Genomic DNA, 21,981 nt, shown 5'->3' with positions numbered 1-21,981 from the left:
GGGTGACAGCTAGGTTGTTGACGGAAGCCAGATACAACAAAGCCCATCTAAGTGGTTAACTCAGATGGGCTTTATCAAACGCGTTTGGTGGAGTCGGCGGGATTTGAACCCGCGTCCGAAACATCTACGCCGTCGGCACTACATGCTTAGTCACTGATTTATTTAACCTTTCAAGACCCCCAGAGACAGGGTTCTATCGGGTGAGTCCGATTAGTTTTAACGCTTTCCCTACGGACAAAGGGTCCACGCGATCTTACAGGGTTTGACTACCTATGATCTTCAGCCAGTAAGCGGGGCTTCGGAGGTAGGCACTACACAGCTTATTAGGCTGCTAGTGCGTAGTTTTCGTCGTTTGCGACTATTTTTTTGCGGCTTTTTACGTGGCCAACCGCCCCACGGCATGCTCCTAGGGTTTCAAATATCCCGTCGAATCCTAAATCGACCCCAAGTACGAGAAACAGGCTACCAGCAAATGACCCTAAAGGCAAGGTTGCCTGTACAAATCCACAGCGGTTAGCGCATGGATCCCTTCATTACGCGGGCTTTTTCACGCTGCCAGTCACGCTCTTTGCTGTCCTGACGTTTGTCGTGCTGCTGTTTACCCTGGGCCAGGGCGATCTCCAGCTTGGCGAAGGACTTGCTCCAGTACAGGGCGACCGGTACCAGAGTCAGACCTTTTTGCTCAACCTGGCCGATCAGACGATCCAGCTCTTTGCGCTTGAGCAACAGTTTGCGTGGTCGCATCGGTTCGCATACGACGTGGGTGGACGCCGTATTCAATGGAGTGATGTTACAGGCCACTAGGTAGGCCTCACCCCGTTGGATGATGACATAGGTGTCGGTCAGGTTTACTTTACCTGCCCGCATGGATTTGACTTCCCAGCCTTGCAGGGAAAGACCCGCCTCAAGCTTCTCCAAAAACTTGTATTCGTGCTTCGCTTTTTTGTTCAGCGCGATGGTGGAGGAAGTGGACTGGGATTTCTTTGCGTTTTTCTTAGCCATAGGCGGAGCATTATACCTGGCTTGTACCATTTTGGTATCGTCTCTCGTATGGCAAAATAGTGCATTCGTGATCATGGGAGGGCATCAATGCCTGAGTTTAACCGCAGCGCACTGGTGCGCTTTAGTGCGGCACAGATGTATGCGCTGATCAATGATGTGGCAGCCTATCCACAATTCCTACCCGGCTGTGTTGGTAGTGAGGTACATCATCGATGCGAACAGAAGATGGTGGCTTCGGTCTCTGTACGCAAGGTGGGGATCGCTCAGACCTTTACTACGGAAAATACACTGGAAGCCAACAGCACCATAAGAATGCGTCTGAAAGAGGGACCGTTTAGCCGCTTGCAGGGGATCTGGCGTTTTACTCCGCTTCGGGACGACGCCTGTAAGGTGGAACTGGCGCTGGAGTTTGAATTCTCCAATGGGCTGGCGGAGAAAGCGTTTGGTAAGGTGTTTAACGAACTGGCTCACTCCATGGTGCAGTCGTTTTCCGAGCGTGCGAAGGAGGTTTATCGTGGCTGAGAACTGCCAGGTTGAGCTCGTGTATGCTCTGCCGGACAAAGTTTTTTTGAAAACGTTGTTTGTGTCAGAAGGCACGACGGTGGAGCAGGTTATTGAGCACTCCGGAGTGCTGGAGCGTTTTCCTGAGATCGATTTAACGAAACAGAAAGTGGGGATCTTCAGCCGCACCGTCAAGCTCACTGAGTCGGTGCAGTCAGGAGACAGAGTCGAGATCTACCGGCCATTGCTGGCCGACCCACGAGAGGTGCGAAAACGCAGAGCCGAGCAAGCTAAGTTGGCGGGTCGTGCCGATAAGGTGACCGGGGGAAGGCCCAACCCCCTCCGTTCGAAAGAGTAAAAAACGCAGCCTTTGGGCTGCGTTTTTTCTGTACTTAAGAAGCCTATTTAGGGACGGCTCGCACTCAAGGGAGTGTAGAACTGCTCACTCAGTTCGTAGTCACCCTCAACACGGCTTACCACATCATCGTGGAAGGTAACGATCAGCTTTTTACTGGTTAGCTCGTTAGTGCGGCCATTCTTGAATTGATAGACGTAGCTCCAAGTGTCGGATGCGAAGCTGTCTCTCAATACCGGTCGACCTAAAACGAACTCCACCTGCTCACGGTTCATGCCGATACGCAGCTTGTCGACTTGCACCTGCTCGATAAAGTTGCCTTGGGGGATGTCAATCTTGTACACCATCCAGTCAAAAACAGAGCAGCCGGAGAGGGCGGCGGTGAGAGCAGTGGCAAGGGCCAGTGAGCGGATCGGCTTCATTGTGTTCTCTTAGTACCTTTGTCGTAGAGGCGCATCATAACCTAAGCGTTGGACGTAAAAAAAGGCCGAGGGTTCCCCGTTTCTCTTACCGCTCTGCACATTCGCTTACCTCTTACTTTCCAATGCCCTGCAGATCTGGTCAATCGTGACCACGGATCGTTGGAGTCTGCTGCGAGCCCCGTAAGAGCACTGGTTTTTGCGATCAGGCTTGAGTTTGAGTTGCCTTTTGGCTGAGTCGGAGCGCAGCCAAAGGAGAGTGTACTAGGCTGGTACAGCGCCGGTGGGCTGGTTGACGCTGACTTGCTCAAGGTTGCTAGGTAATTGATTAAACTCTAACAGTTGATCAACTCGGTTTTGAATGGCATCAGCAGTGGGCTCCTTGATAGCCATCGCTTTGGCGATCCCTTTGAGTTGATGCCTGGGGAGACGGGCCAGTTTGGGGAGCAGAAGTAGGATTGACAGCGGGGCTTTAGGATGCCCGACACAAAAACCGACAGGCTCGGTCGGTGGCGTGAATGTCTGCTCTCGGCGTTGATGCGCCGCGAACTGAGCAAGCTGGGTTGCGTGTAGCAGTTGCTCCCGTGCGGTCAGTTGTTGTCGGGAACTGGGACTGGAAAGCAGGTAGCTTGTTGCCATCCCCAAGGCCCGGAGTGCCAATGCCTCGCTAACGATAGAGCAGTGGGGCTGAAAGAGAGGGGTGAGGGCCAGGACCAGGCATTGGATGGCGTCAAGGACGTTGTCTCGGGGAGACCTCGACTGCAGTAGCTGAGCCGTTTGCCCGGTCAGGTTGGGAGTGTGGTGCACCTCGAAAACCGGATCTTTGTGGTTGTCGTGTGGGAGGTGAAGGCATGCCACTTCGCTCTCTATTCCGGTTCGGCTCAGCAGCATGGCAGCTGCCCGTATGCACTGGTGCCCGTGGGAGATTCCCTGACTGATCAGCAGGTCACAGCCTTGCTGACGGTAGGCCGTCACGACCATTTCGATATGTTCGGCGCCACAGTTGGCAGGCAAGATCGGCAGTGAAACGACATCAAAGTCCAGTGTATGCAAGGTGCTTGTCAGGCGATTTTCGGCAAGTTGGTTTTGTTGGGTACACAGGAGCACAGCCTTACTGTGGCCTATTTCAGACAGGTGGTTGAGCAGTTGCTGCTGGTTGTCAGGCAGCTTGCCGATGCCCGGAAGTCTACTGGTTAACATAGGCCTCTCCTCTGGGAGTCAGGCAATGCCCTCACCGTGGTTTCGGGCATTGCTCATTCAAGTCCCTGAGACTAGTGAAGGAGCCGGTCCTGGGATATGGGACTTTAGACTTACTGAACAAGCAGTTCGCATGCATTGGCAAGGGTGTTTTCGGTGATGGTATCACCACCGAGCAGGCGAGCTAGTTCTTGGATCCGCGCTTCCCCAAGCAGAGGCGTCATTTGGGTTTCGGTGCTGCGGCCCTGGCTTTGCTTGGAGACAAACATATGGTTATGACCATTGCCAGCGACCTGGGGTAGGTGAGTCACGCAAAATACCTGAGTCGACTGGCCTAGCTGGCGCAGCATTCTCCCGACAACGGCAGCGGTAGGGCCGGAGATCCCCACGTCCACCTCATCGAAGATCAGGGTCGGTGTTGCCACTTTACGGGCAGTGATCACCTGGATGGCCAGGCCGATGCGGGAGAGTTCACCACCAGAGGCACTCTTGGCGATGGGCTGCATGGGCTGGCCCGGGTTGGTGCAGACCAGATATTGCACCTTGTCCGCTCCTTCAGGGCTGAGGCTTTGGGGGTGATGCTCCACCTCGATGGTGAACTTGGCGTGGGGCATGGCCAGCTCTTTCATATTGGCCGTAACCAGCTTATCCAGTTCCCGGGCATAGCGGCAACGGCTCTTGTGCAGACGCAGTGCCTGCTCAGCAGCCTGCTCCCTGGCGTGCTCTCGTTCGAGCTGAAGCTGCTCAAGCTGACTGTCGTCCCCGGCGATCTGGCTAAGTTCATCGACCAGCTGCTGGTGGTGCATCGCCAGCTCTGCTGGCGCCACCATATGTTTGCGCGCCAGGGTCATGGCTCGAGAGAGGCGCTGCTCCAACTCGGTAAAGCGTTGGGGATCCATCTCCAGTGTGCTGCGGTAGCTATCCAGCTCGCTGCTGCTCTCCTGAACCTGGATCAGGCCGTCGTGGAGCATGGTGAGGACGTTGCCCATGGCTGGATCGTCGCCATGAAGGGCTTCGACTTCGTTGATCGCTTGCTGCAGCAGGCTTTGCACCGATGCATCGTCCCCTTCGCTGAGCAGGAAGAGGGCACGTTGGCTTTGCTCCAGCAGGTTACCGCAGTTGGCCAGCCGCTTGTGTTCCGCCTCAATCTGTTCAAATTCGCCGGGCTGCAGGTTGAACTCGTCCAGCTCCTGGACCTGGTACTCCAGCAACTGAGCTCGGGCCCGGCGCTGCTCTTGATCTTGTTGCAGTCGGCGAATGGCGTGATCGAGATCTTTCCATTGCTGGTAGGCTCGGCGGCAGTGGTCTAACAGGCGTTGGTGACCGGCGTACTGGTCAAGCAGGCTTAGCTGGACATCCGGATGCAGCATGCTGTGATGGGCATGTTGGCCATGGATGCTGATCAGGAGTTCCCCAAGTGTTTTTAGCTGGGCCAGGGGAACCGGATGGCCATTGATCCAGGCGCGGGAGCGCCCTTCACTGCTGATGGCCCGTCGCAGGATGCACTCCTCTTCATCCTCAAGCGCATTCTCCTTGAGCCATTGACGTGCCAGCGGAATGGCTTCGAGATCAAAGCGTGCAGACAGTTCAGTCCGCTCAGCTCCCGGTCGCACCATGCTGGCTTCTCCCCGGCTACCGAGGCAGAGTCCCAGGGCATCAATGGCGATGGATTTTCCGGCGCCGGTCTCACCTGTGATGGTGGTCATCCCGGAGTGAAACTCCAACTCCAAAAACTTAACGATGGCGAAGTTACTGACCGTCAGTTGTGTGAGCATGGTGCATCCCTGTGGCTAAAATACTGTATAGATAAACACTGTATGTGGGTACAGTATATGTGGAAAAAGTGCGCAGTAAAGTGTGATGGGTGAAAATTTTTGGATGGGCGCGGGATCTGTGAGGAGCGTGGCATGAGTCCGCCACAACGCATCGCCCTGGTCACCGGGCAAATCGTGGAACTGACTGCATGTCAGTCAGCAACTGGCGCATCGGCGCATGATGGTGATCTGTGCAGCCCATTGTCGAGATTCAGCCGTTCAGGGGGCTGAGCGATTGAAACGGATGGTCCATTCGGGGGGCTGGGTGTTGGATGTGCGTTCGTCAACTTGGCTGGATACGGCGTTGGCACAGATCATTAAGGCCCACCGCCCTATGGAGCCGCTGATCAATAATGCCGCGTATTTGTGGATGCCTCACTGACGCTGTTTGAGTTGGATGATTCCATGTTGCACAACCCATAGGGACCAACCTGTACGGGCCAATCTACCTGTGCCGGGCGGTGCTGCCTGGCATGATGAAGCTGGGCTATGGCCGGGAGGTCATTGCTGTTTCCGGTTATGGGACACTGCAGGGAAGGAGGGGCAAGAGCGCGACTTATTGGATCGCCAAGGCGGAGCTGACTGCGCTGACTCGGGTGAAGGCCACCGTGATGGTAGATCTTGATATCAAAGTTAAATCCGTGTCCCGGCTGGGTTCGCACTGATATGGGAGGCGTTGATGAGGCTAGGGCGCCAGAAGTCGCGGTGGAAGGTGTGGGTGGGCCACCACTGTGCCAGCGAATGGGCCGTCCGGTCCGTTTCTGCGTCACCGGCAATCGACAGAGTGGCAGTTCGGATAGGGAGTCTCGTAGGGCAGGTTAGCTGCGAAGCGAGCGTAACCTGCCGGGTAGGGGGAGATCAAACCGGGCGTTTTGTCGGCTTACGTGACTGCGTCGCTAAGCTAACCTACCGAGCGCCACCGAAGTCGGCTAAAACAGCTTACTTCCCCACCCCAGCTTACTGCGCAGCACTTCGAAGTAGTTGCGCCCCTTGGGGTGGATCAGTCGAAGAGCATGGTCGGCCTTTCGTATGATGATCTCATCCCCGGGCTGGGCCGACAGGGTAACGTGACCATCACAGCTGACCTCCAGGGGACGGTCGGCCATATCCGGCGATGCGATCAGTTTCACCTCACTGTTGCCATCGACAACAATGGGACGGCCAGACAGGGAGTGGGGGAACATGGGCACCAGGATATTGGCATTGAGGTTGGGCGTGAGGATCGCGCCACCGGCAGACAATGCATAGGCCGTCGAGCCTGTCGGGGTGGAGACAATCATGCCGTCGGCCCGCTGGCTGTACATGAATTGTCCGTCGATATACACCTCGAACTCAATCATGTTAGCGACCCGTCCCGGGTGCAATACGGCTTCGTTAACTGCGCTGTTGGAGGCTTTGAGGGCACCATGACGATACACTTCGGCCTGGAGCAGGAAGCGATGCTCGGTGTCAAATTCCCCTTCGAGCACCTTAGCCAATGGTGCCTCGAATCCCTCGGGAGGCAGGTCAGTTAGAAAGCCCAGGTTGCCTCGGTTGACGCCGATCACCGCGACGTCATAGCGGGACAGGACCCGTGCGGCACCGAGCATGTTGCCATCCCCGCCCACTACGATGGCCAGATCGCAGCGTTCGCCCAACTCGTTGAGGGTCAGGGTTTCGGCGTGGTGGGGCGGCAACTGACGGGCTACCCGCTGCTCTATCAGGACTTCGTATCCTTGATCTTGCAGCCAGTGCAGCAAGCTTGTGATGGTCTGGTTGGCGCCGGCATGGTTGGGTTTGCCAATCAGGCCAATGGTATGGAAGTGCTTTGACATGAGTTTTCCGTTGTCTCTCGGCCTTGAAGTGGCAAATTTCGTCCCCATAATAGGCTCAGTGTTATCGTGAATAAAGTGGTTTGGCGGAGTTGTGATGAGCGACGAACAGCAAAAAGTAGTTGATCAAGAAGAGATTGCGACCGAGAAACAAGAGCCGGTCGAAGCCGAGCAGGGCGCCGCTGAGCAAACTGAAATCGATCCGCGGGAGCAGCGCATCGCCGAATTGGAGACCGAATTGGCGGCAGCCAAGGCAGAGATCGCCGGTCAGAAGGACAGTGTGATCCGGGCGGCAGCGGAGGTGGACAACGTACGTCGTCGCAGTGCTCAGGATGTGGAGAAGGCGCGTAAGTTTGCCTTGGAGAAGTTTGCCAACGAGTTGCTGCCTATCCTGGACAACCTGGAACGTGCCTTGGAAGTGCCTAATAAAGAAGAGGAAGCTGTCAAGGCTGTGCTGGAAGGCGTTGAGCTGACCCAGAAGAGCTTCTTGGCCAGCGTCGCCAAGTTCGGTGTGGAGTTGGTGGATCCTCAGGGTGAAACCTTCAATCCAGATCTGCACCAGGCGATCTCCATGGTGCCCAGCCCAGAGCACCCGGCCAACACAGTGATGGCCGTGATGCAAAAGGGTTATACCCTTAACGGGCGTCTGTTGCGTCCGGCGATGGTGATGGTCTCCCAGGGCGGTGGCACTCAAAGTGTCGATACCCAGGCCTGAGTCTCATTGCCATGAAAAAGCCGCCCACGGGGCGGTTTTTTTTGCGCCGGGATCTGGTGATAAGCGCTAAAAAAGCCTCCCGGATGGGAGGCTGTGCAGGATGAATAATCAGACAAAAGAGAGAACGCTCACCCTTTTTTGTGCTCGTTAATCACACCGTCTGTACGCATCTCGTTGTAGAGGGTGTCGGCCAGTTTCAAGTAGTTGGCCCAGCTGCTGGAGAGCCGGGTGAAGCCGGTCGCGGCGTAGCTGCCGGTGTCACCGGTGGCGGGCAGATCCTGAATGTCGAACATGGAACCGCCATCCACGATGTGCGCTTGAAGGGCATCGAACATCACGTTAAAGCCGATACGGGACGGCTCCTCGTAACCGATGGACTGGTACTTGGACTGACGGTAGAACTTCTTCAGGGAGGCGTCGGAGATTTGAGCCTGCTCATCCGCGAAGATCTCGTCGTAGTAGACGTCAACGATCTGCTGAGTGTCTGTGTCCACGACAAAGCGCAGCATTGCCGTCAGACCGGTCCATTTACCCTTTTCATCCAGCAACTTTTCAGCCTGCTGGTAGAACTTTGTGGTGGTGCCTTCGGCATGGATACGGTTATGGATCTTGGCGGTCAGCGGCACCATGGACTGCTGAATGGAGTTGGAAGCACCGGCAACGATATCCAATCCCAGGTACTTGAGGCGGTTCGGCTCTTTGAGCTTGTTGGCCAGTTTGGGATCCCAGTCAGGGTTGGATTCAAAGGTCAGTTTATTCTCTTCCACCATCAGTCGCTCCATGGTCAAAGAGGACTGAACCCAGGCGGTGCCTTTCTTCTTGCCCATGGAGAAGTTGTACTCGGACATCCGTTTTGGCACACCCTGGTAAAGACGGGTGTAGTAGTTTGGCCGGCCGTCTTCGTTGAATTCCGCGAAGAGCACATTACTTGGGGAGTTGCTGTCGACAACCACAGCCATGGAGCCCATGTGGCCCTGACGGAAACGTGCTTCCTCGTAGTAGTAGTCACCTTTGATCAGGCCCAGTTGAGGCTGAATGGACCACTTCAGTTTGAACTCATCATCATCGCTTTTCTTGGCGCCGACACTCTGGAACTCAGGCTGGAAGCCATCGGCGCGGGGCAGATCGTTTACCGCACGCAGAATTCCATTGGATGAGAAGGTGGCACCGGAGACGGCATCGATGCCTTCATGGCCGTTATTGGCGACGATCTTGGGCAGCAGGCGTTCAGCGTTGAGGAACAGAGACTCGGTCTCATTGTGGGACTTGGTTTTGATCTCCTTGATGTTGCCCTGTTCGACGGCAACGGTCAGGACGATGTCGCTTTTTTTCCCTCTGGCTGACACTTCGTGAGTGCCATCTATGTATTTTCCAGCGGGAGGGGTTGCGGCGCAACCGGCGATAACCAGAGCCACAGCGGAGCCTACCAGGCTCAACTTAATGCGATTAAAGTGTTTCATGTTCTCACTCATGGGTATTCCTTGGTGATTTTTTATAAGTGAGGATAGGGAACTTTGCGCCAGAGGCAATTGCGGAAAACCACTATATGCGTGACTTTATTTTACTTTTGCGATCTCGGTTGTGGCGTGATTTTTGACATGGTTCTTTATTACTTGTGATAAAATGAGTCGCCGAAATTTTGTTAAAGACTACTTTTATGAAAATGAAAATGACCGCCTGTGCCATGGCGCTACTTTTTCCCAGTTTTTCCGCATTCTCTAGTATGGATGGAGTTGCCGACAGACTGCCCGTTAGAGTGGACCCGACCAATGCTCTGGACAGTTGGTGTCAGCAGGATGGGATCATTCATGTTGGCGACGAATACAGCAGCCTTACCACGCTGAAATATTTTGGTACGTCCATTTCCATTAACATATATGATGCCGGTGACGGGGATGTTGAGCAGGCATTGTGTGAGAGTCTTGGCGTTATCAAACAGCTGCATCAACAGGGGTCTGATTATAATACTTATGAAGGGGTGGTGAATGTCCGCTCCATCAATAATGCCCCGACAGAGCATCACCACATCGATTCGGAATTGGTAGAGCTGATCCAGGCTGGCATTGACTGGCATGAAATATCCAATGGCTATTTCAATATTGCAGTGGGGCCCCTGGTCCAGGCCTGGCGGCGTCAACGCAATGCCTGTTCGGCCCCCACAGAAGCGGACAATGGTTGCCGTTTGCCCAGTGAAGCGGCCTTGGAAGAAGCCTCAAAACTAATAGATATCAGCAAGGTAAGTCTCGATGTTGAGGCTGGCACCATTACCATGGCCGAGGGGATGAGCCTGGATCTTGGCGGGATCGCCAAGGGCTGGATGACGGAGAAGGTGCTGGATCATCTGGTGGCGGCGGGGATGCGCTCTTTTGTTATCAATGCCGGAGGCAACATTCGACACTTTGGGTTGCATCCAGCGGGGCGAACGTTTGTCACGGCCATTGAGGATCCCATCTGTAAGAAGCATGACTTTCTGAGTCCAGGATGCGATGAGATCGCCGGTCAGTTTCATGAAATTGTTTCTGGAGAAAACCTCACCATCGTCTCCAGTGGTAACTACTTGAATTATTATCGTGTTGGTGACAAAGAGTATCATCATATTATCGATCCCAATACAGGCGCGCCTAAAACAGAGGGGGTTTCGGTATCCGTAGTCATGAGTGAACAACATATATATGCGGATATCCTCTCGACGACATTGTTTTTGATGCCCATGAAAGAAGCGATCGGGATGGCGGAAGAACTGCCTTATCTGGAAGCGGTTTGGTATTTGGATGAGTCGGGGAACAAGTTGACAACCAGTGGATTTGAAAAGTATCGGTCTAACCGTGATTAACGGAAGGCGAAGCAGTCGAAATGAATGCCTTCATGGTTTATCGGGGAAAAACCAGGATTGAGCTGGTCTGATATTTCTTTGGAAGGCTTTGAAACAGTTAGGTATGGTTAAGCATGACGATGTTATTGTCGTATTCGCTGTTGTGACCAACAGGGTATTGGTCGGGTCCGGTACGCTTATCTGCTGCGACCATTTTGTGTTCATAAGGGAGGGGGGCGATCACGGTGTCTTGCTTCCGAGAATGAGAGGCGGTGCCTCCCGTGCAGAGACCCGGGTGTTTTTGCCACTTGAAAAAAAAGCAGCCCAGGGCTGCTTTTTTACTGTGCAGGGAGCGGTTAGCTGAGGTTTAGAAGTCGTAACGCAGACCCACACTGGTGACCGTATCATCAAACTCGCTGTGATCTTTCACCAGGAACTGGCCCGCTTCGGTGTGCAGACGCAATTGTTTGGTAAAACGGTACTCGGCGCCGACAGCCCATTGGCTGACGGTCGGTGTGTCGAGCAGTTCATCGCTGTGGTTTTTATACAGGCGCTCGGCGATCAGGCCGGTTCCTGAGTCATCCTGGCCGATCTGTGCCTTGAGCTTCCAGTTGTCCAGTTGGTAGGTGGTGCTCAGGATAAAGCCGAACCCCTGGCGATCCTGGTGGGCAGTCAGTGCTTCGTTGACCAATTTGCTGTCCTGGAGCAAAGTTCCCAGGGTCAAGTTGCCCATCTTCAGCTGGGCAACGCCGCGCCAGGCTTCGATGTCCTGGATCCCATCGTTGTAGGCGGCGGCAAGGTAGAGGTTGCCTTGCTTAAACGTTCTGTCGCCGTAGCTTACCGCGAGTTGGTAGTTGCCGTTGTCGCGGCGGGGATCGTTTTCTGGGAAGTAGTCGTCCTCCAGCAGGTAGCTGGCGCCCAGTTGCACGCCGCCCCACACCGGGCTCTTGTACTCCAGAGAATCGCCGTGGCGCTTGTCACCCGGGATCAGGCGGTCATGTTTGAGGCTGTAGCCATCGAAGGCATCCGCGCTGCCTTTAACCATCTTGAACACGGGATCGATGCGACCGAAAGCCAGGGCACCGATCTGCTCGTGTTTGATCCCGGCGAAGGTGGGACGGCTGCTAAAGGGGGAACCGCCTTTATCGTTGGACTCCCCGTTGACGCCCACTTCGAGGCGATAGAAGAAGCTGAGCTGTTCGCTCATGGCCACGTTACCGCGTACCCCAAGACGGGTGAAGTTATTCTCCAAAATGGTGCCGGATTTGCCTTCGTGGGTCGCCAGGCCCTGATCGCTGTGGGTCAGGGAGTAATCGATGCGGCCATAGAACTCGGGGCTGTCGGCCAGTGCCGGTGCAGTCATCAGGCTAGTCAAGCAAAGAGCTGTCCCGCTCAGTGCGGTCAGGCGGCGTGCATTCATTAGATATCCTTGTCGATAGTTCTCGGGGAGCCAGGTGAGTGCTGGCCCGTGCTCAGTGGATGATGTCGGCCACACTTTCGCCCCGGGCACCGGCTCGGTCCTATAGTGGTTTTACGCAATGCTGATGGGATGGGGAGCTGGATCACACTCCTGATGGAGCGGTTGAGTAAACTGTTTCGGGTTCGCTCCCGGGGGCTCTATGACCATCGCCAAATTGCGCTATTTGATCCTGTTTTTATTGTTTTTAACCTGCCCTGGCAGGGCTGCCGAGGTACGGCTGGCTGTGCTGGCGTTTGACAGCCCCAGCGAGGTGCGGGCCCGCTGGAGCCCGACGGTGGCCTATCTGGATCAACACCTGCCGGATCACGATGTTCGTCTGCTCACCCTTAAACCGCATCAGCTTGAACGCCTGGTTGAGCGTCAGCGGGTCGATTTTGTGTTGGGCAGTGCACTCAAATCGGTGCAATTCAAGGCTCACTATGGGGCCAGCCAACTGTTGACCCTGCGGCCGTTATCGGGAGCCGATCCCGCCCGGGCAATCGGTTCGGCTATCGTCACTCGCAAGGGGATACGGATCGATCGAATCGAGGATCTCCAGCCGTTACAGATCGTCTCTGTGGGTCAACAGGCATTTGGCGGCTTTCAGGCGCTTTGGCGGGAGTTGGCGGAGCGGGGGTTGGATCCCTTTGGCTACTTCCCTAACCTCAGTTTCGAGGGCTATCCCCAGTCCCGCTTGCTGGAGCTGGTAGCCCGTGGTGAGGCGGATGCCGCGATCGTACCGAGCTGCCTGATGGAGCGCCTGACCGAAAAGGGCCAGGTGTCCGGTCTCACCGTGGCACTGGCTCAGCCAGCGGAGGACTTTCCCTGTGGTGTCAGCACCCGGCTTTATCCGGGCCATACCTTGTCGAAGTTGGGGCATGTACCGACGCCCCTGGCCCGGCAGGTGGCGCGCTTGCTGCTGGATCTGGAAGCGGACAGTGTGGAAGCGCAGAGCGGTCGTTACCTGGGTTGGACCATTCCGGTGGATGACAGTGAGATCTACGGTCTGCTGCGGGTGATCCGTTTGTGGCCCTTTGTTACGGACTGGCGCTACCTGGCCGGTAGGGCGTTTCCCTATGCGCTATTGGTGGGTGTGATCCTCTTGCTGGGGTACTGGCACCACTTGAGGGTCAGGGCGCTGGTGGCCAGGCGTACCCTCGATCTGCAATCGGAGATGGAGCAGCATCGTCAGACTCAGAAGCATCTCAGCGAACAGCAGCGAGCCTTTTACAAGGCTCAACGGGTGTTGCTGACCGGCGAGATGGCAGCGGGTATCGCCCATGAATTGAATCAGCCCCTGGCCAGCATCGGTTACTTGAGCCAGGGCTGTGTCTTCCGTTTGCAGGGGGAACGGATCGAGCGGGAGGCGCTGCTGGAAGGTCTGGACAGGATCCAGGGGCAAACTCAAAGGGCTCAGGAGATCATTACTCGACTCAAGAGTTTTTGTGCACGTCCCATCGCCCCCGGGCAGGTGTCATTAGTGCCCCTGCTCGAGGAGACCCTGATCCTGATGAGGCCGGATCTCCGTCGTTTTAGCTGTGTTCCCAATCTGCATTGGCCCGAGTCATCCTCTCCTCAGGTGTCCGGAGATGGGGTGTTGATCCAGCAGGTGATTGTGAATTTAATCCGTAATGGGCTTGATGCCATGGAGGCGGTACCAACCTCTCGTCGGCGACTGGATATCGGAGTGTATCCTGATCAGGATGGCTGGCGGGTGAGTGTTCGAGATCAGGGGGTCGGTCTCTCCGCCGAAGCGTTGGATCGGTTATTTTTGCCCTTTGAAAGCACCAAGTCCGATGGCCTGGGTCTGGGGATGATGATCTGCAAACGGATCATCGATGAACACAGGGGGTGGATCCGGGCGCAGCGATGTGAACCTGGGCTGGAAGTGAGTTTTTGGCTGCCGGGAGAGAAAGCATGAGCACCATTTTTATTATTGATGACGATGCGGATGTTCGGGAGTCCCTGTCCTGGATGCTGGCTGGCTGTGATCATCAGGCCCGCGTTTATTCATCGGCAGAGGCATTCCTGGCGGAGCTGACGCCTTCGCTAACCGGTGTGGCAGTGATTGATATCAATATGCCCGGCATGGATGGTCTGGCCCTGCAACAGGCCTTGAATGAACGTGGCAGCATGTTGAGCCAGATCTTTTTGACGGGCTATGCAACGGTGCCCAAGGCCGTCCAGGCACTGCAGTATGGTGCCTTGGATTTTTTAGAGAAGCCGGTGGATGGAGTGAAGCTGATGGCCTTGATTGATCAAGGGATCGCCGGGTCACAACAGCGACAGAAGGTTTGGCAGCAGCGTGAAGAGGTGGAAGCGAAACTCGCACTGTTGACGCCCAGAGAGCGGCAGCTACTGGATCTGGTGGTCTTGGGCAACGCCAACAAGGTGATTGCAGCCCAGTTGCATCTTGCCCAGCGAACGGTAGAGATCCACCGCCACAACCTGTTTGGCAAGATGGGCGTAAGTAATGCTGCGGAACTGGCCATGATGATGGGGCGTTACGGCGAACAGAATGCGGGCACCTTCTCTCTCCGGACCGGGCAGTCGAAGGATCTCGGGCTTTAATAGCGCAACAGAGGGACGGAAGCCTGAAGTTCGGATAGGCTCTGCTCGATCTCCTGATATTTGAGCTCAACCCATTCTGGCAGGCCTCGTGGGCGGATCAACTGATGTTGGCGGGGATCCCGAGGGCTGATCACCATCTCAATATTGTCCAGGCCGATATCATGGGCCAGGACAAACAGCTCCTCGATCGCTTTATCCCCCATGGCCAGGCAGCCCCAGGACACGTCTCGGCCATGAATAAAGATGTTGCCGCCCAGATCTTGGCGCTGCTCCAGTTCTCCATAGAGCCTATCCATGGAGTTGGGGTAGTTGATCCGCAAAGAGAGATGGAACTGGCTGTTGGGGTTGGCGGCGTCAAGACGATAGACCCCTTCGGGTACTTGAAGATCCCCTTGGCGCATCTTGGGTCTCAGGCTGCCACTGGTTTTGACGATGGGATAGTGGCGCAGTTTGTGCCATAGGAAGTCTTGATCCTGCAGCCAGATCTCCAGCCGCTGCTCGGCCTTGAAGGCAACCCACTTGGCGGCTTGGATCTCCATCTGCTCTGGAAGGTGTTGCCAGTGCAGGGCCAAACGGGCCCTGGCATTGGGGCCAAAGTGGGTGAGAGCAGACTCTACGGACCGTCCCTGGGACGGTTCCTGTGCCAGTCCCTGAGCCGACAACAGCCCCAGCATTATCCATACCCAATGTCGCACTCGTCTCGCCTCATCTCTTCAATCGAGCGGCTATTTTCCATACCCACGATGCTCGATCAATCCCTGTGTATTCGTTAAGCATAAGAGGAAAATAAAAAAGCCCGCAACTCGCGGGCTTAGGCAAAATGCCTTCGGCATAAATTGTGCGGCGGATCCCGTTAGGGTTGCTGGCGGGTCGGGGCCAGAACCACCTCACGAACACAAACGTTCTGTGGCTGGCCATAGGCGTAGGCGATGGCGTTGGCGATATCCTGAGGGGCCAGTACGCCGCCCATCACATTTTCTTTCCAGTCGTTGTAACCGGCTTTGATCTCATCGCTGCTGGTATGGCTGAGAAGTTCGGTTTCCACGGCACCCGGGGCGATGGTGATCACCCGGACATCATCCAGTGCGACCTCTTCCCGGATATTTTCCGAGATGGCATGCACGGCAAACTTGGTTCCGCAGTAGGCGGCATGGTTGTCGAAGGTCTTACGCCCGGCGATGGAGCTGACGTTGATGATGGTGCCGGTCTTGCGCTCACGCATGTCGGCCAGCACGCAGTGGATGCCATTGAGCAGGCCCATGACGTTTACATCCAGCATTTTTTGCCATTCGGCCGGATCCTGGCTGTCGGCCTGGCCCAGCAGCATAACACCGGCATTGTTGATCAGGCAGTCGACAGGACCGTATTGGGCTTCGGCTTCTTTAATGGCGGTAGCAAAGGCGGTACGGTCGGTGACATCGACCTTGCGGGCCAGGGTGTTGGGCAGACCCAGGGCTTCGAGGCGCTCCACTCGACGGGCCAGCAGTAGCAGCGGGTGGCCTGCGGCGGACAGGGCACGAGCCGTGGCTTCACCGATCCCGGAGCTGGCACCAGTAATGACGATCAAGGGCTTGGACATTGGAATGTCTCCTATTAAGCGACTGGGCCGAAGTGGCCGTCGTGATGGCAATTACTATAGGGATAGCCATTATTGGGATAAAATACTTTGTTTCTTTGTCTGTGATAGGTAAATCCTATGGATCTGCGCCGACTGCGCTGTTTCGTTGCCGTGTTCGAGGAGCGCAACATGACGCTTGCCGCTCAGCGTTGCTTTATTTCCCAGCCTTCGCTATCCAGCTCCATCAAACAGTTGGAGCAAGAGTTGGGAGCAACACTGTTTGTGCGTCATAAACGCGGTGTCGACTTGACCGATGATGCCCATCAACTCTATCCGTTGGCGGTTCGTTTGCTGAGCCAAGCCGATACTTTGCCGGATCTTTTCGCCGAGCGGCAGAGCCGGCTACGAATTCGACTGGCGAATTTTCATGATGTCAGTGCAACGCAGCTGCGAGGCTTTCTGGTCGCGACCGGGCAGAGCGAGCAAGCCCTGGAGCTGGAGCTGTGTGATCAGGATGAGCATGAGGTGGACGGGCGGATCACCCTGGATGTCCTGAAACAGGACGATGAGCTGTTTATCCCCCTTTGGGAAGAGGACTATCTCTTGTGTGTCCCCAGCTCTCATGAACTGGCGAGGCAAGAATCCGTTGAGCTGGCCCAGTTGGATCACTACCCCTTTATCGAGTGCGCGGCCTGTGAGGCGCACCAGCAGACCTTAAGCCTGTTGGCTGCCGGGGGCTTTGCAGTGGATCTGGTGGCCAAGGCGGCACACAAGACCCAGGTTCGTCACCTGGTCGAGGCGGGTTTGGGGATCTCGTTTTTGCCCAGTGGGGTATTGGAGTCGAGCAGCGTCCTGGTGTCTGTCCCTCTGGTGGCACCCAGAATGTTTCGCCGGATCGGACTTTGCGTGCCTGCCTGCGTTGCCAATGAGCCGGCGGCTCGGGTACTGCAGGAAGCCGCACAGAGATTTACCTCGGTCAGCTGATCCCTGGCAGGAGGGCTACCCAGCACAAGCCCTGGAGCAGCCATGCCAGGCGACTTGGCTGGCTGGAGCTCACCCACATCAGGCTGAGAAGCATGGCCAATTGACTGATGAACAGCGTGGGGAGCACTAGCCAGGCAATGGCTGTGGTGGGGAGCAAGGGGGTGAGCAGTAGCAGTATGGCCAGGCTGAAGCTGGCGGCATAGAGCAGTTGAGATCGCTGAGGCATTTGGCCTGGGCAGAGTGCAGACAAGGTGATCCCTCCGGGGATACGAATGGGATCACCAAATTAATGCAAATGAGAGCTATTATCAATCCTGTGTGTTTGTCATGGGCTTTGAACTCAGGCTCGGGCCGAATTGCTGCACGAGCAGACCACAGATAATCAGTCCCAGGCCCAGCAGGGTGGAGGAGGCGATGGTTTCTCCCAGGATCCGGCTGATAAAGAACAGCGACAGGAAGGGGCCGAGAAACACCAGATTGGTCAATGGTGCGGTGCGCTCGGCGCTGCGCATCGCGGTCAGCCACAACACAAAGGTCAAGCCCATCTCGAATAGCCCGACGTAGGCGGCACCAGCCAGCCCTTGCCAGGCGGGAAGGCTCAATTCGCCGCGCCACAGGCAGGTGGCGAAGATACAGGGCAGGGCGACCAGGAAGCTCAGTAGCAGGCTGGCGACCGGATCGCCCTTATCCTTGGTATTGACGATCCAGTAGAGCGACCAGAACAGGGTGGAGAGCAGGGCCAGGCCGACACCTAGGGGATTATCGAACTTGAGTCCCGCCAATTCCCCCCCGGTGGCGATCACCAGTACGCCCCCGTAGGCGGCCAGCGCCGCGATCAGATCCCAGCTTCGCAGTTTTTGCCCCAACATGGGAACCGCCAGCAGGCTCAGCATGATGGCCCAGGTATAGTTAAGCGCCTGGGCTTGTTGTGCCGGCAGTTGATCGTAGGCGGCAAACAACACCAGGTAGTAAAGGAAGGGGTTGAGCAGGCCGCTTTTAATAAACTGCATCGGTGTGGCCCGCCACTGTTTGGCCACCAGATGAAGCCGTCCCTGGAGCATGAGGATCAGGCTGAGGGCCGTGGCAGAGCTGAGGCTGGCAAAGAGCACCAACTGCAGGGGGGTCATATAGGCCAGGGACAGTTTAAAGGCGGTGGCGACCGTGGACCATAGGAGTACGGCTCCGAGGCCAAATTGCAGGGCTCGGCGTTGGTTTTTAACCATGTAGGGAGTCTTTTCTGTGTGTTATGGGCGTTTAAGGCGGGATTATACCTGCCGGGCTTTGGCGGCAAAGCGGTTCCCCGGACAATTTTTTTTGTCCCCGCCCCTTGAAAGCCGTTGGGATGGCCCCATCTTGTTTGTCAGCACCGGGTAACTGGAAAAAATGGCCAACACGCTTGAAAGGTGTCGGTACTATCCCCAGATACCCTTTAACAGTTAAGCACCTCGTTGTTTGAAGATTTTTGGAGGCACTCGATGGGTAAGATCATCGGTATCGATCTGGGCACTACTAACTCCTGTGTGTCTGTTCTGGACGGCGACAAGCCGCGCGTCATTGAAAACGCCGAAGGCGACCGTACTACCCCTTCCGTCATCGCGTACACCGATGGCGAAACTCTGGTAGGTCAGCCGGCGAAGCGTCAGGCTGTGACCAACCCACACAACACCATGTATGCGATCAAGCGTTTGATCGGTCGTCGCTTTAAAGACGAAGTGGTTCAGCGTGACATCGATATCATGCCGTTCAAGATCGTCGAAGCCGACAACGGTGATGCCTGGGTAGAAGCCCATGGCAATAAGATGGCTGCCCCTCAGGTCTCTGCAGAAGTTCTCAAGAAGATGAAGAAGACTGCGGAAGATTACCTGGGTGAAGAGGTAACCGAAGCGGTGATCACCGTTCCGGCTTACTTTAACGATTCTCAGCGTCAAGCCACCAAAGATGCCGGTCGCATCGCGGGTCTGGACGTGAAGCGCATCATCAATGAACCCACTGCTGCCGCGCTGGCCTACGGCATGGACAAGAAGCAGGGCGATAACGTTATCGCGGTCTACGACTTGGGTGGTGGTACCTTCGATATCTCCATCATCGAGATCGACGAAGTCGATGGCGAGCACACCTTCGAAGTTCTGGCCACCAACGGTGACACCCACCTGGGTGGTGAAGACTTCGATAACCGCATGATCAACTACCTGGCCGATGCCTTCAAGGCAGAGCAGGGGATCGATCTGAAGAACGATCCGCTGGCGATGCAGCGTCTGAAAGAAGCCGCTGAAAAAGCCAAGATCGAACTCTCTTCCGCTCAGCAGACCGACGTTAACCTGCCGTACATTACTGCAGATGCCACCGGTCCTAAGCACATGAACATCAAGGTAACCCGCGCCAAGCTGGAATCTTTGGTGGAAGATCTGGTACAGCGCTCCTTGGAGCCGCTGAAGGTGGCTCTGCAGGATGCGGATCTGTCTGTCTCTGATGTGAACGACATCATCCTGGTGGGTGGTCAGACCCGTATGCCTATGGTGCAAAAGGCCGTTGCGGACTTCTTCGGTAAGGAGCCACGTAAGGACGTGAACCCGGACGAAGCGGTTGCCATGGGCGCGGCCGTTCAGGGTGGCGTACTGGCCGGTGACGTGAAAGACGTCCTGCTGTTGGACGTATCTCCTCTGTCTCTGGGCATTGAGACCATGGGCGGCGTGATGACGGCTCTGATCGAGAAGAACACCACCATCCCGACCAAGAAGTCTCAGGTGTTCTCTACTGCCGAAGACAACCAGGCCGCAGTAACCATCCACGTGCTGCAGGGTGAGCGTAAGCAAGCCACGGGTAACAAGTCTCTGGGTCAGTTCAACCTGGAAGGTATTCAGGCAGCCCCGCGCGGTATGCCGCAGATCGAAGTGACCTTCGATATCGATGCCGATGGGATCCTGCACGTATCTGCCAAGGATAAGAACACAGGGAAAGAGCAGAAGATCACCATTCAGGCGTCCTCCGGTCTGTCTGAGGAGGAGATCAACGCCATGGTGAACGACGCTGAAGCCAACGCCGAGGCCGATAAGAAGTTTGAAGAGCTGGTACAGGCTCGTAACCAAGCTGACGGTCTGGTTCACGCGACCAAGAAGCAGGTTGAAGAAGCTGGCGAAGCTCTGCCTGCGGAAGACAAGGCCAACATCGAAGCGGCCATGGCTGCGGTTGAAGAAGCCGTGAAAGGCGACGACAAAGAAGCGATGGAAGCCAAGACTCAGGAGCTGATCCAGGCGTCTGCCAAGCTGATGGAGATTGCCCAGCAGCAGGCACAAGCTCAAGGTGCTCAACCTGAAGCCGGCGCTGAGCAGCAAGCTCAGCCTGCAGGCGACGACGTGGTTGACGCCGAGTTTGAAGAAGTGAAAGACGACAAGAAGTAACCCTTTGTCGTACTCTTCTTAAATCCAATTAAGCGGGCGACCGGCCTTTCCCGGCCGCCCGTTTTGTTATCCAACAAAGGATCACGGCAAGCAAATGTCAAAACGCGATTTTTATGAAGTGCTGGGCGTGGCTCGCGATGCCAGCGAGCGCGACATCAAGAAAGCCTACAAGCGCCTGGCGATGAAGTATCACCCGGATCGAAATCCGGGAGATGAGAAAGCCGAAGCGGCTTTTAAAGAGGTGAAGGAAGCGTACGAGATCCTTACCGACGAGCAGAAGCGCGCCGCTTACGATCAGTTTGGTCATGCCGGTGTGGATCCAAACCGCGGTGCCGGCGGTTTTGGGGGCGGCGGTGGCGCCGACTTCGGCGATATCTTCGGCGACGTGTTCGGTGATATTTTCGGTGGTCGTCGCGGTGGCGGTCGTCAGCAGGCGCGCGGTGGCGCGGATCTGCGTTATAACCTGGAGCTGTCCCTGGAAGAGGCGGTGAAAGGCTGCAAGCGCGAGTTGAAGATCCCCTCCCTGTCCAGCTGTGACAGCTGTGACGGCAGCGGTGCCAAGAAAGGCAGCAGTGCCACCACCTGTGGCACCTGTCACGGTCAGGGCCAGGTGCAGATCCGCCAGGGATTCTTTGCCGTGGCGCAGACCTGTCCCTCCTGTGGCGGTCGCGGTAAGGTGATCAAAGATCCCTGCACCAAGTGTCACGGTCAGGGTCGGGTCGAGAAGACCAAGACGCTGTCTGTGACCATCCCGGCCGGAGTGGATACCGGCGATCGCATCCGTCTGGCGGGCGAAGGTGAAGCCGGTGAAATGGGCGCGCCTGCGGGGGATCTCTATGTTCAGGTGCATGTTAAGGAGCACCCGATCTTCACCCGTGATGGCAACAACCTCTATTGTGAAGTGCCGATCACCTTTGCCAATGCGGCGCTTGGTGGTGAGATCGAAGTTCCAACCCTGGACGGTCGTGTTGCCCTCAAGGTGCCTGCGGAGACACAGTCCGGTCGCATGTTCCGTCTGCGTGGCAAAGGGGTGAAATCCGTTCGTAGCCATGCGGTGGGCGATCTGATCTGCAAGGTGGTGATCGAGACCCCGGTGAACCTGACAGAGCGTCAGAAAGAGCTGCTGCGGGAGCTGGATGAGTCCTGTGCGGCATCAGCCAAGCGACACAAGCCCAAGGCGGAAGGCTTCTTCGACGGCGTGAAAAAATTCTTTGACGACCTGACCAGCTAAGATCCGGCCTGGGTCTTGATAAAGCCGCGCTCCGTTTACCGGAGGGCGGCTTTTTTGGTTGTGCGTGCCGCAAGTGCCGGTCTTTGCTGCAGGGAATATCCTGTTCTTAGTTTCTCGTGCCGCGTTCTAGCCAGTGACAGGAATGGGGAACGGC

General features: G+C 56.1%; 21 protein-coding genes and 1 other RNA gene. 10 read left to right on the top strand and 12 right to left on the bottom strand.

Annotated features, from left to right (window positions below; translation table 11 throughout):
- Nucleotides 1-85: 85 nt before the first annotated feature.
- Nucleotides 86-446, bottom strand: a transfer-messenger RNA (tmRNA) gene (gene ssrA / locus AC2D8U_RS08360).
- A 67-nt stretch (nt 447-513) separates the two neighbouring features.
- Nucleotides 514-1,002: an SsrA-binding protein SmpB gene (smpB, locus tag AC2D8U_RS08355; RefSeq protein WP_484618588.1), complete on the bottom strand. Its 489-nt coding sequence runs from the start codon at nt 1,000-1,002 to the stop codon at nt 514-516.
- A gap of 87 nt (nt 1,003-1,089) precedes the next feature.
- Here smpB and AC2D8U_RS08350 point away from each other — a divergent pair, with 87 nt between their 5' ends.
- Both AC2D8U_RS08350 and AC2D8U_RS08345 read left to right on the top strand, forming a co-directional pair.
- On the top strand, nt 1,090-1,524 hold the full coding sequence (locus AC2D8U_RS08350) for an SRPBCC family protein (RefSeq protein ID WP_484618587.1): 435 nt from the start codon (nt 1,090-1,092) through the stop codon (nt 1,522-1,524).
- A complete protein-coding gene (locus AC2D8U_RS08345) occupies nt 1,517-1,861 on the top strand; it encodes an RnfH family protein (RefSeq protein WP_484618586.1) in 345 nt (114 codons plus the stop codon). Before AC2D8U_RS08350 ends, AC2D8U_RS08345 begins: the two co-directional genes overlap by 8 nt.
- A 47-nt stretch (nt 1,862-1,908) precedes the next feature.
- On the opposite strand, the gene AC2D8U_RS08340 is transcribed toward AC2D8U_RS08345, so the two are convergent.
- From AC2D8U_RS08340 to recN, 3 genes are all read right to left on the bottom strand, one after another.
- Nucleotides 1,909-2,280, bottom strand: coding sequence for an outer membrane protein assembly factor BamE (locus tag AC2D8U_RS08340; protein WP_484618585.1), 372 nt, complete (start codon nt 2,278-2,280; stop codon nt 1,909-1,911).
- A gap of 261 nt (nt 2,281-2,541) precedes the next feature.
- Entirely contained in the window at nt 2,542-3,477 is a 936-nt protein-coding gene (locus AC2D8U_RS08335; protein WP_484618584.1) for a hypothetical protein, read from the bottom strand.
- 110 nt (nt 3,478-3,587) lie between these two features.
- Nucleotides 3,588-5,249, bottom strand: a complete 1,662-nt coding sequence (gene recN, locus AC2D8U_RS08330) for a DNA repair protein RecN (protein WP_484618583.1) — start codon at nt 5,247-5,249, stop codon at nt 3,588-3,590.
- A gap of 458 nt (nt 5,250-5,707) precedes the next feature.
- On the opposite strand from recN, the gene AC2D8U_RS08325 reads away from it, so the two are divergent.
- Nucleotides 5,708-5,953: an SDR family oxidoreductase gene (locus AC2D8U_RS08325; protein WP_484618988.1), complete on the top strand. Its 246-nt coding sequence runs from the start codon at nt 5,708-5,710 to the stop codon at nt 5,951-5,953.
- 264 nt (nt 5,954-6,217) lie between these two features.
- Here AC2D8U_RS08325 and nadK read toward each other — a convergent pair whose 3' ends face one another.
- Nucleotides 6,218-7,102 (bottom strand): NAD(+) kinase, encoded by an 885-nt coding sequence (gene nadK / locus AC2D8U_RS08320; RefSeq protein ID WP_484618582.1) that lies wholly within the window; start codon nt 7,100-7,102, stop codon nt 6,218-6,220.
- A 94-nt stretch (nt 7,103-7,196) separates the two neighbouring features.
- On the opposite strand from nadK, the gene grpE reads away from it, so the two are divergent.
- Nucleotides 7,197-7,814: a nucleotide exchange factor GrpE gene (gene grpE / locus AC2D8U_RS08315; protein WP_484618581.1), complete on the top strand. Its 618-nt coding sequence runs from the start codon at nt 7,197-7,199 to the stop codon at nt 7,812-7,814.
- A 128-nt stretch (nt 7,815-7,942) separates the two neighbouring features.
- On the opposite strand, the gene AC2D8U_RS08310 is transcribed toward grpE, so the two are convergent.
- Complete coding sequence (locus AC2D8U_RS08310; protein WP_484618580.1) at nt 7,943-9,286, bottom strand: FMN-binding protein; 1,344 nt, start codon at nt 9,284-9,286, stop codon at nt 7,943-7,945.
- Between the two features lie 185 nt (nt 9,287-9,471).
- On the opposite strand from AC2D8U_RS08310, the gene AC2D8U_RS08305 reads away from it, so the two are divergent.
- The gene (locus AC2D8U_RS08305; protein ID WP_484618579.1) at nt 9,472-10,647 is read left to right on the top strand and encodes an FAD:protein FMN transferase; all 1,176 of its coding nucleotides are present in this window, start codon (nt 9,472-9,474) and stop codon (nt 10,645-10,647) included.
- 346 nt (nt 10,648-10,993) lie between these two features.
- On the opposite strand, the gene AC2D8U_RS08300 is transcribed toward AC2D8U_RS08305, so the two are convergent.
- Entirely contained in the window at nt 10,994-12,046 is a 1,053-nt protein-coding gene (locus AC2D8U_RS08300) for a porin (RefSeq protein WP_484618578.1), read from the bottom strand.
- A gap of 199 nt (nt 12,047-12,245) precedes the next feature.
- Between AC2D8U_RS08300 and AC2D8U_RS08295 the strand changes: the two genes are divergently transcribed.
- Nucleotides 12,246-14,006, top strand: coding sequence for a sensor histidine kinase (locus tag AC2D8U_RS08295; RefSeq protein WP_484618577.1), 1,761 nt, complete (start codon nt 12,246-12,248; stop codon nt 14,004-14,006).
- The gene (locus AC2D8U_RS08290; RefSeq protein WP_484618576.1) at nt 14,003-14,656 is read left to right on the top strand and encodes a response regulator transcription factor; all 654 of its coding nucleotides are present in this window, start codon (nt 14,003-14,005) and stop codon (nt 14,654-14,656) included. Before AC2D8U_RS08295 ends, AC2D8U_RS08290 begins: the two co-directional genes overlap by 4 nt.
- Here the strand turns inward: AC2D8U_RS08290 and AC2D8U_RS08285 are convergent.
- Nucleotides 14,653-15,330 (bottom strand): L,D-transpeptidase family protein, encoded by a 678-nt coding sequence (locus AC2D8U_RS08285; protein WP_484618575.1) that lies wholly within the window; start codon nt 15,328-15,330, stop codon nt 14,653-14,655. The genes AC2D8U_RS08290 and AC2D8U_RS08285 overlap by 4 nt on opposite strands.
- A gap of 179 nt (nt 15,331-15,509) precedes the next feature.
- Nucleotides 15,510-16,235, bottom strand: a complete 726-nt coding sequence (locus tag AC2D8U_RS08280; protein WP_484618574.1) for an SDR family oxidoreductase — start codon at nt 16,233-16,235, stop codon at nt 15,510-15,512.
- A gap of 117 nt (nt 16,236-16,352) precedes the next feature.
- Between AC2D8U_RS08280 and AC2D8U_RS08275 the strand changes: the two genes are divergently transcribed.
- Nucleotides 16,353-17,198: a LysR family transcriptional regulator gene (locus AC2D8U_RS08275; RefSeq protein WP_484618573.1), complete on the top strand. Its 846-nt coding sequence runs from the start codon at nt 16,353-16,355 to the stop codon at nt 17,196-17,198.
- On the opposite strand, the gene AC2D8U_RS08270 is transcribed toward AC2D8U_RS08275, so the two are convergent.
- A complete protein-coding gene (locus AC2D8U_RS08270; RefSeq protein ID WP_484618572.1) occupies nt 17,191-17,424 on the bottom strand; it encodes a hypothetical protein in 234 nt (77 codons plus the stop codon). The two genes, AC2D8U_RS08275 and AC2D8U_RS08270, sit on opposite strands and share 8 nt — an antisense overlap.
- A gap of 82 nt (nt 17,425-17,506) precedes the next feature.
- A complete protein-coding gene (locus AC2D8U_RS08265; protein ID WP_484618571.1) occupies nt 17,507-18,421 on the bottom strand; it encodes a DMT family transporter in 915 nt (304 codons plus the stop codon).
- A gap of 252 nt (nt 18,422-18,673) precedes the next feature.
- Between AC2D8U_RS08265 and dnaK the strand changes: the two genes are divergently transcribed.
- Nucleotides 18,674-20,596 (top strand): molecular chaperone DnaK, encoded by a 1,923-nt coding sequence (dnaK, locus tag AC2D8U_RS08260; RefSeq protein WP_484618570.1) that lies wholly within the window; start codon nt 18,674-18,676, stop codon nt 20,594-20,596.
- Nucleotides 20,597-20,690: 94 nt separating this feature from the next.
- A complete protein-coding gene (dnaJ, locus tag AC2D8U_RS08255; protein WP_484618569.1) occupies nt 20,691-21,827 on the top strand; it encodes a molecular chaperone DnaJ in 1,137 nt (378 codons plus the stop codon).
- Nucleotides 21,828-21,981 lie beyond the last annotated feature (154 nt).

The sequence above is a fragment of the Ferrimonas sp. YIN67 genome (assembly GCF_057219095.1).
This window is presented reverse-complemented; position numbering and strand designations above follow the sequence as displayed.